Annotated in this window: 8 protein-coding genes, 1 rRNA gene and 1 pseudogene; 8 read left to right on the plus strand and 2 right to left on the minus strand. The window is 66.1% G+C overall.

The features are described 5' to 3' along the window. Positions 1 to 145: 145 nt before the first annotated feature. Positions 146 to 2,215, minus strand: coding sequence for a cation:proton antiporter (locus tag BCUN_RS10010; RefSeq protein ID WP_033517739.1), 2,070 nt, complete (start codon positions 2,213 to 2,215; stop codon positions 146 to 148). A gap of 225 nt (positions 2,216 to 2,440) precedes the next feature. Between BCUN_RS10010 and BCUN_RS10015 the strand changes: the two genes are divergently transcribed. The 7 genes and pseudogenes from BCUN_RS10015 to BCUN_RS10045 all read left to right on the plus strand — a co-directional run bounded on the left by BCUN_RS10015 (position 2,441) and on the right by BCUN_RS10045 (position 11,615). Further along, positions 2,441 to 2,881, plus strand: a complete 441-nt coding sequence (locus BCUN_RS10015; RefSeq protein WP_051921032.1) for a nucleoside deaminase — start codon at positions 2,441 to 2,443, stop codon at positions 2,879 to 2,881. Positions 2,882 to 2,981: 100 nt separating this feature from the next. After that, positions 2,982 to 4,026, plus strand: a pseudogene (locus BCUN_RS12015) (alpha-galactosidase); the annotation flags it as partial. A gap of 180 nt (positions 4,027 to 4,206) precedes the next feature. Next, a complete protein-coding gene (locus tag BCUN_RS10025; RefSeq protein ID WP_051921035.1) occupies positions 4,207 to 6,075 on the plus strand; it encodes a Sip1-related alpha-galactosidase in 1,869 nt (622 codons plus the stop codon). Between the two features lie 183 nt (positions 6,076 to 6,258). Next, entirely contained in the window at positions 6,259 to 8,079 is a 1,821-nt protein-coding gene (locus BCUN_RS10030; protein WP_033518181.1) for a glycoside hydrolase family 13 protein, read from the plus strand. A gap of 140 nt (positions 8,080 to 8,219) precedes the next feature. Further along, positions 8,220 to 9,485, plus strand: a complete 1,266-nt coding sequence (ilvA, locus tag BCUN_RS10035; protein ID WP_033518179.1) for a threonine ammonia-lyase — start codon at positions 8,220 to 8,222, stop codon at positions 9,483 to 9,485. A 142-nt stretch (positions 9,486 to 9,627) separates the two neighbouring features. Then, on the plus strand, positions 9,628 to 11,133 hold the full coding sequence (locus BCUN_RS10040) for an ATP-binding protein (RefSeq protein WP_051921036.1): 1,506 nt from the start codon (positions 9,628 to 9,630) through the stop codon (positions 11,131 to 11,133). Further along, entirely contained in the window at positions 11,130 to 11,615 is a 486-nt protein-coding gene (locus tag BCUN_RS10045; RefSeq protein ID WP_202961102.1) for a GNAT family N-acetyltransferase, read from the plus strand. Before BCUN_RS10040 ends, BCUN_RS10045 begins: the two co-directional genes overlap by 4 nt. Positions 11,616 to 11,720: 105 nt before the next feature. Here the strand turns inward: BCUN_RS10045 and BCUN_RS10050 are convergent, their stop codons facing one another. After that, positions 11,721 to 12,491, minus strand: a complete 771-nt coding sequence (locus tag BCUN_RS10050; RefSeq protein WP_033518173.1) for an SIR2 family NAD-dependent protein deacylase — start codon at positions 12,489 to 12,491, stop codon at positions 11,721 to 11,723. A 718-nt stretch (positions 12,492 to 13,209) separates the two neighbouring features. Here BCUN_RS10050 and BCUN_RS10055 point away from each other — a divergent pair. Beyond that, positions 13,210 to 13,510 (plus strand): 16S ribosomal RNA (locus BCUN_RS10055); the annotation flags it as partial.

Consider the following 13,510-nt stretch of genomic DNA (forward strand, 5'->3'; position numbering starts at 1 on the left):
GTGTGGAAAATGGCCATTTTCCAACACCCATACCGAGGGGTATCGCCCAAAAACGACTCTCCGAAGCCAATCTCGGTTGACACGTTCCGATTTGGGGCCTCCTGTGCCCGAGAAAAGTCACGGAAGACGAGATTTCGCAAGACGCCTAGAAGTTCGCGTCCGCATCCACGCTCATCACGTACACGTTCTTGCGCAGCTGCCTGGCCTGCGCGCGCGTGATCTCGTCGGCCTCCACCATGTCTTGGATCACGCGCAGCTCGATGGCGAAGCTGTCGCGCTTGACCTCGTCGATCTGCGCGGCCAGCGCCGTCGCCGAGCCGACGTTCGGGCGTGACTTGAGCGTCGACTCCGCCAGCCGGTAGTCGAGCAGCAGCGCGGAGCAGTACTCGGTGTCGTACTCGTCGCGGCCCATCTCCTCGTACAGCTTGTCGATCACGTGGTCGATGGCGTTGATCTGCATGGCGTGCAGGTGCGCGTAGATCTCGTCCTCGCTGATCATCGGCGTGCTGCGGCGCACCATGTTGTTCACGCGGCTCATCAGCAGCACCGTGCGGCGGTGCATGGAGCGCAGCCGGCCGCGCAGGCGCCACATGGCATGGTCGCGGTCGGTCTTGGTGTGGCGCAGGGTCGTCATGATCTGGTCGAGCATGCGTTCGCACACCTCGATGGTCAGCTCGCCGTCGGCGGTCGGCTCGTGCTTCTGCGCGATCTTCGCCTCCGCCAGCCGCTCCTTGACGTAGTCCTTCTCCCACTCCAGCGCGGTGATCTGCAGGTCCACGTAGCCGGCGGGGTCGATGCCGCCGAGCCGGTGCTTGAGCCGGGTGATGCGCTTGGTGTAGGAGTCGATCACCGTCAGGATGGCGCGGCGGTTGGAGTCGTCGGCGCGCTCCGCCAGTTCCTCCACCGTGCGCCGCAGCACCTCGATGGACGCTTCCATCATCTCGCGCGAGTCGTCGCCGCCTCGTTTCGGCGCCACCACCGGCAGCAGGAAGTTCGCCAGCAGCAGGGTCACGATGATCACGCCGCCCGCGATGAAGATGAGCTCGTCGCGCATCGGGAACCACTCGCCATTGGTCAGCGTGTAGGGGATGGTGAACATCAGCGAGAGGGTGATCGTGCCCTTGGGGCCGCCGAAGGTCATGACGGCGGCACTGCGCCAGCGTTCCTTCGTCATGCGCCGGCGCGCACGGGTGTCCTCGGCGCGCGCGAGGCGCAGCATGCCCGCCACCCACAGGAAGCGCAGTCCTACCACCACGCAGGCCACCACGAGGATGATCGAGATGAGCGTGACGTTGCTGATCTCCGCGTCGTCCCAGCTCGCGGACATCGCGTCGGGCAGCAGCATGCCCAGCAGGATGAACACGGCGCCGTTGAGCGAGAACTCCAGCACGTGCCACACGCTCGACGCGACGATGTTCGTGCGCGCCACGTTCGGCCCGATGCCGGTGCGGTCGAAGCGGACGAGCAGGCCGGCCGCCACCACGCACAGGATGCCGGACACGTGCGCCGCCTCCGCCACCAGGTACAGCAGGAAGGGCAGGAAGAGCTCCATGAGCACGCGCGTGGTCGTCGTCTCCCAGCCGAAGGCGCGCACGCGTTCGAAGACCCAGTTGATGAGCAGGCCGAGCGCCACGCCCAGGATGGCGCCGCCGAAGAAGGAGATGACGAACTCGAGGATGGCGTCGCCGACCTCGAAGGTGCCGGTGAGCGCCGCGGCGATGGCGAACTGGAAGCCGACGATGCCCGAGGCATCGTTGAACAGCGACTCGCCCTTGAGTACACCCACCTGGCGTTGGCTCAGCGCCGCCTCATGGCTCAGCGAGCTGACGGCGACGGCGTCCGTCGGCCCCAGCGCCGCGCCCAGCGCGAGCGCCGCGGCCAGCGGCACCATCGGCCACACCGCGTGCAGCGTGAAGCCGACGCCGACCATGGTTGCCACCGCCAGTCCCACCGCCAGGGACAGCGACAGCTTGAGCGACTTGAGCAGCGCGTTCTTGTCGATGTTGTGCGCCTCGAGATAGAGCAGCGGCGCGATGAACAGCACCATGAACAGCTCGGGGTCGAGCTCGGTGTCCGGGAAGAAGGGCATCTGGGAGGCGACGATGCCCAGCACGATCTGCACCAGAGGCGTTGAGACCTTGGGAATGAAGCGGCTGAGGAAAGCCGAGAGTACTACTGCGCCGACGATGCAGAGGATGAGGGTGAAGACGGGCAAAGGCAGTTGCTCCTTCCTGGAGGCTGGGGGAGTGCTGTCTTTTCAGCCTAGCAGGGTGGCCGGCGGTTTCGCCGGCCTGTCTTGGGGCGGGACTTGACACATTTTTCGGCCGGGAAAAATCGTGTAGGCCCCTGGTCCACACAATTTGATTTTGTGTGGACCAGGGGCCTACACGATTTTTCCCGGCCGAAAAATGTGTCAAGTCCCAGGAACAGGAGGCGGCCCATGTGGCGTGATGCGATGAGGATGGCCATGGCCGAGGCGGCCAAGGCCGGCGACGACGTGCCGGTGGGCGCCCTGGTGCTCGACGGCGACGGCACGGTGATCGGCACCGGCCACAACCGCCGCGAACAGGACGGCGACCCGCTCGCCCATGCGGAGGTGGAGGCGCTGCGGGCCGCGGCGGCGGCACGCGGCGCCTGGAATCTGGAAGGGTGCACGCTCGTGGTGACGCTGGAACCATGCCCGATGTGCGCGGGGGCGTGCGTGCAGGCGCGCGTCGGCCGCATCGTCTTCGGCGCCTGGGACGCCAAGCTGGGCGCCTGCGGTTCGGTCTGGGACATCCCCCGCGACCCGCACGTGGGCCATGTGCCCGAGGTGGTCGGCGGGGTGTGCGAGGAGGAGTGCGCCGCTCAGCTGCGCGGCTTCTTCGCCGCCCGCCGCTGACTTTCTTGCCGCCTGCCGTGACACTCCGCCTTCTGGGCAAGGAATCCGCGCTCCCTTACCATGCAAAGGGACTATGGACTCTCGACCAAGGAGCATGGCAATGACGCATGTGGTCACCGTACCCTCTTCTCGTGCCGGCCTGGTGCCGGACGGCATCTATCTCGAACATGACGACGTGGCCGTCGCCTTCGTGCTCGCCGACCGGCGGCCTGCCGGCGCGCGCACTGGGGGCGCCCGCTGCCCGACCCGCAGGACGTGCCCGGCGCCTGGGACGCGCTGCGTCCGCAACGCGTCTCCGGCGCGCTCGACGTGACGCCCTGGCCGGGCATCCTGCCGCTGCAGTCGGATGCGTGGACCGGCTCGCCGCGCCTGCGCCTGCGCCGCGGCGGCGTCGAGCTGTTCTGCGCCTTCGCCGTCACCGCTGTGCACACGCTCGCCGACGGCGTCACCGTCGACGCCGAGGACCGTGAGCAGGGCGTCGGCCTGTCCTGGACCTGCGCGACGAGCCGCTCGACGTCGGTCACGTCGAACTGGGCTTCGCCGTGCCCGCCGACATGGCCGAACCGCTCACCACCACCGGCCACCACCTGCGGGAACGCTCGCCGCAACGCCAGTCCTTCACCGTAGGCCGCTTCAGCAAGCAGACACTGGTAGGCCGCCCCCGACGCCTCGCTGCTGCTGTGCGCGGGCACCCCGGGCTTCGGCTTCACGCACGGCGACGTCTACGCCGTCCACGTCGGCTGGAGCGGCAACAGCGTCCTGTCCGCGGAACGGCTGCCCGCCACCGGCGGCGAACTGCTCTTCGAGGGCGAAGTCAGCCTGCCCAAGGCCGCCCCGACGCCACCACCTACCTCACCCCGACCGTCTACGGCGCCTACGGGCAGGGCCTCAACGAGGTCGCCCGCCGCTTCCACCGCACCCTGCGCGCCGCCCATCACGACTGGCGCCGCCGCCACGGCGTCGCCGACAGGCCGCGGCCCGTGATTCTCAACACCTGGGAAGCCGTCTACTTCCGGCACGACTACGACGTGCTCGAGCGGCTCGCCGACGCGGCCGCCTCCATCGGCGTCGAACGCTTCGTCGTCGACGACGGCTGGTTCGGCGCCCGGCGCGACGACACCGTCGGCCTGGGCGACTGGCAGGTCTTCGCCCAGAAGTGAGTCATCGGCGGCGTCATGCGCGGCGCGGTGAAGTAGCCGGCCCGCCAGGGCTGCTGCGTCCCCTCGGCGCGCCCGGCAACGGCCGCTGCCGGGCGCGCCTACAATCGTACGATGACGGCCATCCGCCGGACCGCCGTCTTGCAGCCAACGAAGGAAGCAGGAACCATGACATCCACGACACCCCCGACTTATGCCGCGCCGGACTGGCACGTCGTCGACGCCGTCGCGCAGGTCGAGGAAGGGCCGGCGGGGCAGCGGCGCCGCTTGCCCCTCGACGCGCAGTGCGTGCGCGTCGCCGCCGAGCCTGCCGACGGCTTCGCCGGCGTCTCGCGGCTTGCCGCGATTAGCGTGGACGCCATGCTGCCCGGCGAGCGTAACCCCATCCTCGACCACCCCGTCTACGCGCCGCTGCGCTCGCTGACCGCACGGCTGGCGCCGCCCGCGCACGACGGCCCCATTCTGTGCGTGGCCCAGCACAAGGAGTGGTGGATGCGTCCTTTCTGGTGCGACGACTGGACGCAGGTGCCGGCACGCACGCAGCTGCTGCTGTGGCGGCAGGGGAGTGGGGACGACGGTGTCTCGCCATCCGTCGATCCCGCGGGTCGTGCGGACGGCCCGTGGCACCTGGCGCTTGCCGCCTGCGACGGCGACCTGCGTGCCGACTGGCGCGGTGGGGACGGCGGCGGGCTCCTGCTCGACGTCTCGGTCAACCAGGCGGGCCATGACGCGCTCGCCGGGATGTGTGCGGTGACGGGGCAGGGCGACGACCCGTACGCACTCGTGCACGCGGCCGTGGCGCGCGTCGCGCAGGCCACGGGGATCCGGCTGCGCGGGGAGCGGCCTTTCCCGGCGGCGCTCGAAGGCCTGGGCTGGTGCACGTGGGACGCTTTCGGCCAGGACGTCTCGCAGGCGGCGATTGTGGCGAAGATGGAGGAATTCCGCGCCAAGGGCGTGCCGGTGTCTTGGGTGCTCATCGACGACGGCTGGTCGCAGGTCGACCGCGGCAGCAGCCGCCTGGTGGGCTTCGACGCCGACCCGGTACGCTTCCCCGACGGCCTGTCCGCAACGGTGCGGCTGCTCAAGGAGGAGTACGGCGTGCGCTCCGTGGGCGTCTGGCAGGCCTTCCAGGGCTACTGGGCGGGGCTTGACCCGCAGGGGCCGGCCGCCGGCGAGACCCGCGCCTTCCTGGAACGCATGCCGGGCGGCTGCCTCGTGCCGGCCGCCGGCGCCGCCGGCGCCTTCGGCTTCTGGCACCGCTGGGATGCACGGCTGGCCGAGGCGGGCATCGACTTCGCCAAGGTGGACTCCCAGGGCAGCATGTCGCTCATGGCGCGCGGCGTACAGGACTTCGGTACGGCCACCGCGGGCCGTCACGCCGGCCTCGACGCCGCCGCCGCGCAGTGCTTCTCCGGCGCGCTCATCAACTGCATGGGCGTGGTGCCAGAGAACTACTGGCGCCGACCGTCGTCGCCGCTGACGCGCACGAGCGACGACTTCTTTCCGCGCGAACCGGCGTCGCTGCCCGAGCATGCCATCGAGAACGCCTACTGCTCGCTGCTGCTGGGTGAGCTGTACCACTGCGACTGGGACATGTTCTGGACCGACCACCCGCACGCGCGCACGCACGCGCTGCTGCGGTGGATCAGCGGCGGCCCGGTGTACTGCTCGGACGCCCCCGGCGCCACCGATGCCGACCTGCTGCGCCTGTTCCTCGACGACGGCGGCAGCCTGCCCCGCCCCGATGGCGTGGGCGTGCCGGTGGAGGAGAGCCTGCTGGCGGACCCCACGTCCACCGCGGTGCCGCTGGGCATCCGCAACACCTTCGCCGGCCGCCGCTTCCTGCTGTTCGTGGGCCTCAACCCGGACCTGCCCCAGCAGGCCACGATCGGTGCGGACGACGGGGTGCCGGTCATCGTATCCGACCCGGTCGCGCACACCTACGACACGCTCGCCCCCGGCGAACACGTGTCCTTCGAGGTGCCGTATGGCGAAGCCGCCATCCGGTTCCTCGACCCCGTGCCGCAGTATGTGTGAACCCTGCACGTGCCGCTGGCATAATGCTGCACAAGACGATATAACGGTGGGTGGTGTGTGGCGTGTGTGGCCGGGGGCGCCCCCTGCGAGAAATCTCACGTTTTTTCGTGAGATTTCTCGCAGGGGGCGCACCCGGCCACACACGCCACACACCACCCAAAGCCACAAAGGAGCGCAACCCACATGACCACCTTCACCCGTTCGACCATCCCCGACGCCGTGCGCACCAACGGCGCTACCCCCAACCCCTGGTGGGACAACGCCGTCGTCTACCAGATCTACCCGCGCAGCTTCCAGGACTCCAACGGCGACGGCATCGGCGACCTCAAGGGCATCACGAGCCGCCTCGACTACCTGGCGGACCTCGGCGTCGACGTGATCTGGCTGAGCCCCGTCTACCGGTCGCCGCAGGATGACAACGGCTACGACATCTCCGACTACCAGGCCATCGACCCGATGTTCGGCACCATGGACGACATGGACGAACTGCTCGCCCAGGCCCACGAGCGCGGCATCAAGGTCATCATGGACCTCGTGGTCAACCACACCTCCGACGAGCACGCCTGGTTCCAGGAGTCGCGCGACCCGCACTCCGACAAGGCCGACTGGTACTGGTGGCGTCCCGCCCGCGAGGGCCACGAACCCGGCACCCCCGGCGCCGAACCCAACCAGTGGGGCTCCTACTTCGGCGGCTCCGCCTGGCAGTACGACCCGCAGCGCGGCGAGTACTTCCTGCACCAGTACTCGAAGAAGCAGCCCGACCTCAACTGGGAGAACCCCGCCGTGCGCCGGGCGGTGTACGACATGATGAACTGGTGGATGGACCGTGGCATCGACGGTTTCCGCATGGACGTCATCACCCAGATCTCCAAGGTCACCGACCCCGATGGCAGGCTGCCCGGCGAGCCCGGCAGCCGGATCGAGGACTACCCGGCCGGCGAGGAGGGCTACTCCAGCCCCTACCCCTTCTGCTCCGACGGCCCGCGCATCGACGAGTTCCTCAAGGAGATGCGCCGCGAGGTCTTCGAGCACCGCGACGGCTACCTCAACGTGGGGGAGGCCCCCGGCGTCGATGCCGTGCGCAACGGCTACATCACCGATCCCGCACACAAGGAACTCGACATGCTGTTCCTCTTCGACCACCTCGGCATCGACCAGGTCGGACCCAAGTGGGTGTCCAGGCCCTTCGCCGTGCAGCACCTGCGCCACCAGCTCGCACTGCAGCAGGAAGCCGTCAAGGACCACGGCTGGGCGAGCCTGTTCACCTGCAACCACGACCAGCCGCGCGTCGTCACCCGCTGGGGCGACGACAGCTCCGAGGAGATGCGCGAACGCAGCGCCAAGGCCTTCGGCATGCTCGTCCACCTGCACCGTGGCACCCCCTACATCTACCAGGGTGAGGAACTCGGCATGACCGGCGCGCACTTCACCAAGCTCGGGCAGTACCGCGACCTCGAATCCATCAACGCCTACCGCCAGCGCGTCGAGGAAGCCAAGGTGCAGTCCCCGGAGTCGATGATGGACGCGCTCGCCCTCTTCGGCCGCGACAACGCCCGCACCCCCATGCAGTGGGACGGCTCGAAGTACGCCGGCTTCGAGGCCCCCGGCGCCCCCACCGAACCGTGGATCGCAGTCAACCCCAACCACGTGGAGATCAACGCCGCCGCGCAGATCGACGACCCCGACTCCGTCCTGGCCTTCTACCGCAAGCTCGTCAACCTGCGGCACAACAGTGCGACCGTTGCCGCCGGCGTGTGGAACCTGGTCGATGACGACGACGCCAGCGTCTACGCTTTCACCCGCACTCTGGGCGACGACCGCCTGCTCGTGGCGATCAACCTGACCGGCGAGGCCGCCGCCCTGCCCGCCCAGGTCCGCGGGCTGCTGGAGGACGGCGTCCAGGAGAGCCAGATGGTGCTGACCACCATGGACGCCATCCACAGCGCCAAGGCCCTGGCTGCCGGCAAGCTGGAGCCCTGGGAAGGCGTGGTCGTGGAGCTGTAGCCTATCCTTTTGAGAAATTGTTCGTTTTTCTGAACAATTTCTCAGCGGGGAGCCCGGCGGGCGGCCCCTGTCTCACGCACGTGGCCACCCTGCGGACGCACCGGCGCGGGTCCCGGCAGCCGCGCCTACAATAACCCCTCATGGAACAGAAAGACGTCTTGCAAGCTATGCGCCGCGACCACGCCGCGGAACTCGACCTCGCCGCCGAACGCCTCTCCGGCATCGCCAAGCACACCCAGGTCATCGACTCGCCGGTCCTGTCCGAGATGACCGGCCACACCGTCAAGCTCAAGCCGGAGAACCTGCAGGTCACCGGATCGTTCAAGATCCGCGGCGCCACCAACAAGATCGCCTCCCTCACCGACGAGGAACTCGAACGCGGCATCGTCACCGCCTCCGCCGGCAACCACGCGCAGGGCGTCGCCCACGCCGCACGCCAGCGCGGCACCAAGGCCACCATCCTCATGCCCGAGATCACGCCGCCCCTCAAGGTCGACGCCACCAAGGCCTACGGCGCCGACGTTGTCCTGCACGGCGAGGTCTTCGACGAGGCCGCCGCCTATGCCATCGAGCTGTCCCAGCGCGACGGCATGACCTACGTGCCGCCCTTCGACGACTACGAGGTCCTCGTCGGCCAGGGCACCATCGCCATGGAGATCCTCGAGGACGTGCCCGACGTCACCGACATCGTCGTGCCGCTCGGCGGCGGTGGCCTTGGCGCCGGCGTCGCGCTCGCCGTCAAGACGCTGCGTCCGCAGGTGCGCGTCATCGGCGCCATCCCCGAAGGCTCGCCCGCCTTCCGCCGCTCCCTGGACGCCGGCCGCGTCGTGGCCGCCGACCAGGTCGTCACCTCCGCCGAGGGCGTCGCCGTCAAGCGGCCCGGCGACCTGACCTTCGCGCTGCTCAACGAGTTCCTCGACGACCTCGTCGAGGTGTCCGAGCGTGACATCAACGAGATGATCCTGCTCATGCTCGAGAAGCACAAGATGGTCGTCGAGGCGGCCGGCGCCGTCTCGCTGGCCGCGCTCGAGCACCTCAACCTGCGCTCGCGCAAGTTCGCGCAGGCCGAGGGCGAGCACGTCGTCGTGCCGATCGTCTCCGGCGGCAACATCGACACCGTGACCATCGGCGCCGTCATCCAGAAGGGCATGATCGCACGCGGCCGCATCATGAACTTCGAGGTGGAGCTGCCCGACACCCCCGGCCAGCTGGTGAAGGTGGCCACGCTGCTCGCGAAGACGCGCGCCAACGTGATCGCCCTCGACCACGACCAGTTCAAGGCGAACGGCCACTACACGAACTCCGTCGCCCTGGGCGTGACCGTCGAGACCAACGGCCCCGAGCACATCGAGCAGATCCTGGCCACCCTGCGCGCGGGAGGCTACGCACCGAAGCGCATCTATTAGCGGTCATCTCCCAAGGGCAGGCCCCCGAAAACGCCGTGTGAGGCGTGTTCGGGGGCCTGTCGTATTGGTTCCAGAACTTGAGCAGTGAACCGTGGAACTTAGGAAGTGTAGTTAGGAACTTAAGTAAGGGGATGGTGGTGTCATGTTCGTTCGGATTGAAACCGACGAGGATTTGGCAAATGCGATTGACCTGATGAGAGAAGTCGGGACTGATCTTTCGAATTATGAGCTCAAGGAGGCTGGAGGGGGCTTCCCAGGATCGCTACCGGACTCCATGGTTGCTTTTGCCAACACTGACGGTGGCGTGGTGATTCTTGGGGTCAATGAAAAAACATTCCGAGCGGTGGATATAGATGTCAAGGATTTGCAAAATGCCTTGGCCAATGCGGCGAGGAATCAAGTGCAGCCTTCGTTGAATGTTGATATACGCGTATTGCATTATGAAGGTAAGCCGGTGCTCGTCGGGAATGTATTTGAGCTTTCCGTACGGGAAAAACCTTGCTATGTCAAGAAGAAAGGGCGGCTTGCCGGTGCGTTGATACGTACCGGCGACGGTGATTATCCCATGACATCGTATGAAGTCGACCGATACATGGAAAGCCAGTTGCGGATTGCCCGGCATGACATGGTCGTCGTCGATGATGCGACATTGGACGATCTGGACCAGCAATTGGTGCGGGCATGGTTGAGCGTGCAACGAAGTGGCTCTTTTGGCGGAACTCTTTCCATGAGTGACGAACAGCTGATGATGAATCGACGTGTGGTGGCTTCCGATTCACAAGGCGTGCTACGCCCGACTGTAGCCGGGCTCATGGCTTTGGGGACCTTTCCCCAAAAATTTTTCCCTCGCCTGAACATCACATTCACGGCGTTCCAGCGATCGACAAAAGGCGAGGTCGATTCAAATGGGCGCCGTTTTGCCGATTCCGAGAATATCGAGGGTCCGATTCCGGTCATGCTGCTTGCTGCATTGCGGGTGCTGTCCCGCAATATACGGCATGGGGCTGTCGTTAAGGGTGCCTTGCGTGAAGACGTGCCGGATTACCCATTGGATGCGGTGCGAGAAGCGGTCGCCAATGCGCTGATGCATCGGGATTATTCCCCGGAATCCCAAGGCGCGCCAGTGAGGATGGAGCTCTATCCGGACCGTTTGGAAATTATCAATGCCGGTGGCCTGTTCGGGCCGCTGACCGTGGAGAGACTCGGTGAGAGAGGCAGCACCCAGTCCCGTAACCGATTCCTTTCGCGCATCCTCGAGGACGTACCCTATGAGGACATTGACGGACGCCAAGGTCGCGTGGTGGAAAACCGTGGAACCGGCTATGGGATCATGCGCAATGCCTTGGCAGACGCATTGATGGAGGACCCCGTCGCAATGAGTTCGCTCGACGAATTCAGAATCATTTTCCGGCACCGGAAGATGACCGAGCGGGAAGATGCAGGATATTCCAGGCAGAATGTGGAAGAGGCAATACTCGCCTATCTTTCGGAACACGCCAGTGGAAGTACGGCCGAGCTGGCCCGTGCCTCGGGAATGTCCACCAAGACCGTCCGGAATTATCTCAATGCATTGCTGCGCGAGGGCATCGTGGAAGGCATTGGATCGAAGCACTCTCCCCAGCGACGATATCGGATAGCCGCCCAGTGAACAGTCCCATGCGCATCATCGACTACGACGGCACCTACCCCGACGACGTCATCGCGCTCATCCTGCATATCCAGAACGACGAGGCCGGCATCGGCCTGCCGCTGGAGGAGCAGCCTGACCTGCTCGATATCCCGCGCGCCTACATCGCGCCGGGCGGCTTCTGGCTGGCCGTGGACGACGACGGCGCGCTGGTCGGCGCCATCGGCCTGATGAATGTCGGCGCCAGTTGCGGCATCCTCAAGAAGTTCTTCGTGCGCGCCGACCGCCGCGCGCACGGCGTCGACGGCGCGCTCTACCGCGTGCTGATGGCGCACTGCGTGCGGCGCGCCATCAGCACGCTCATCCTGGACACGCCGTCAGTCGCCGTCGACTCCCATCGCTTCTACGAACGTCGTGGCTTTGTGCGCGCCGACCGCTTGGAGCTGCCGAGTGCCTACGGCTTCCCCGACCGTGATTCGTTGCTTTACCTGAAGCGGCTGTGACGGCGGCGCCTGCGGCAGGTCGTGTTGCGCGGGTATCCGCAGGGTTATGCCCCGGTCACGACACACACCTGCGAATTACCCGGGGCCTACCCGGGCGTGGAGACCTCACCCATTCTCGCGGATCGTCTCCTCGACCAACTGCGGCAGCGCCACGGCGATGTCCTCGTGGATCAGCCGGTCGGCCAGCGAGTCGTACTGTGTGCGGCCCATGTTCATGATCGTGATCGGCACGCCGGCCTGCGCGGCGGCGGGCACGATCGACGCCGCCGGGAAGACCTCCAGCGTCGAGCCGATCACCCACAGTTCGTCGGCCTGCTGCGCGGCGCGGATCGAGCGTTCCTTGGCGCCTTCGGGCAGCATCTCGCCGAAGTACACCACGTCCGTCTTGATCAGCCCGTTGCAGGGCATGTCGCCCTTGTAGGGCAGCCGGCGGTGGCAGTGCGGGTCGGGCTCCTCGTCCAAGTGGCCCATGATGTCGGCCGTGGGGTATTCGTGGTGGCAGCGCATGCAGTGCGAGGTGCCGATGGTGCCGTGCAGGTTGACCACCTTGTCCGGGCTGCTGCCCGCCTTCTCGTGCAGTGCGTCGAAGTTCTGGGTGGCGATCAGCTTGAGCATGCCCGCCTCCTCGAGGTCGACGAGCGCGTAGTGCGCCGCCCCCGGCTTCGCGTTCCACACCGGCGACTCCTTCTGCCAGCGCCAGGAGTACTCGCGGGCCTCCCGGTCGCTCAGGAAGGCGTCGAGGTCGTACACCTGCATCTGGTCGGGATGCTTCGTCCACACGCCATCGGGCCCGCGGAAGTCGGGGATGCCGGCGGACGTGGAGATGCCTGCGCCGGTGAACACCGTGATCTGTTTCTTATGCTGTGAATTGGCCATACCCTAGGCTTACCACGTTCGGCTGGGTGTCGATGCCGTACGGCGTCTGGTACGCCGGCGGCGTGGACGACGTGGCGAAGATCGGCGAAGCGCAGCAAGGGCACCCGGAGGCCGGATGCGACCCCCATGGCGAGGTGGCCGTCCTACCGTGGGCTGTCCCGACGGTTGAAGGGGCCTGTCGTCAAGGCAGGGTGTCGGTTCGGGGTGTATTCCCTTCGTTAAGGCGGGCACTGTCTTGGGTGTGTTTCTCGATTTAAAGCGGGCATTGGGTTGCCGGTGTTTGTGGTGTTTCCCGTGAAACATGGTTCGTGTGGTCGGGGTCGGTGTGGGTTTGGGTGTGGGAGGTGTTGGTATTGTTGGCGACACGCCGTGTGGGTTGCGTGGGTTGGGGTTGTGGTGTAGGTTTTTCTCTTGCTGCCGCTGGGCGGTCGGGTTCCTTCGGGTGCCGGGCTTTCCTGGTGTGTGGTGGTGGTTTGAGAACTCAAGAGCGTGTACTGTACTACTTCCTCCAGCGTTTGTTGGAGGGTTTGTTTTTTGATTGCCAGTCCAATCCCGCCCGTGCCTGTGTGGTGTGGGTCAGTGAGAGCTGTGAATGGGGTTGGGAGGTTTTCGTGTGGCGTTTCCCCCTTTTTTCGTGGGGGAGCGTCTCGTTGATTTTCCTTTGTGAAATAAATCTTTGTTTTTGTGAGAGTCTTTGTTGGCTTTCCGCATTTGTTTTTTTGTGGAGGGTTCGATTCTGGCTCAGGATGAACGCTGGCGGCGTGCTTAACACATGCAAGTCGAACGGGATCCGGCCAAGCTTGCTTGGCTGGTGAGAGTGGCGAACGGGTGAGTAATGCGTGACCAACCTGCCTCATGCACCGGGATAGCTCCTGGAAACGGGTGGTAATACCGGATGTTCCACATGATCGCATGTGATTGTGGGAAAGGCTTTTTGCGGCATGGGATGGGGTCGCGTCCTATCAGCTTGTTGGTGGGGTGATGGCCTACCAAGGCTTTGACGGGTAGCCGGCCTGAGA

This window comes from Bifidobacterium cuniculi (assembly GCF_000741575.1).
Taxonomy (GTDB): Bacteria; Actinomycetota; Actinomycetes; order Actinomycetales; family Bifidobacteriaceae; genus Bifidobacterium; species Bifidobacterium cuniculi.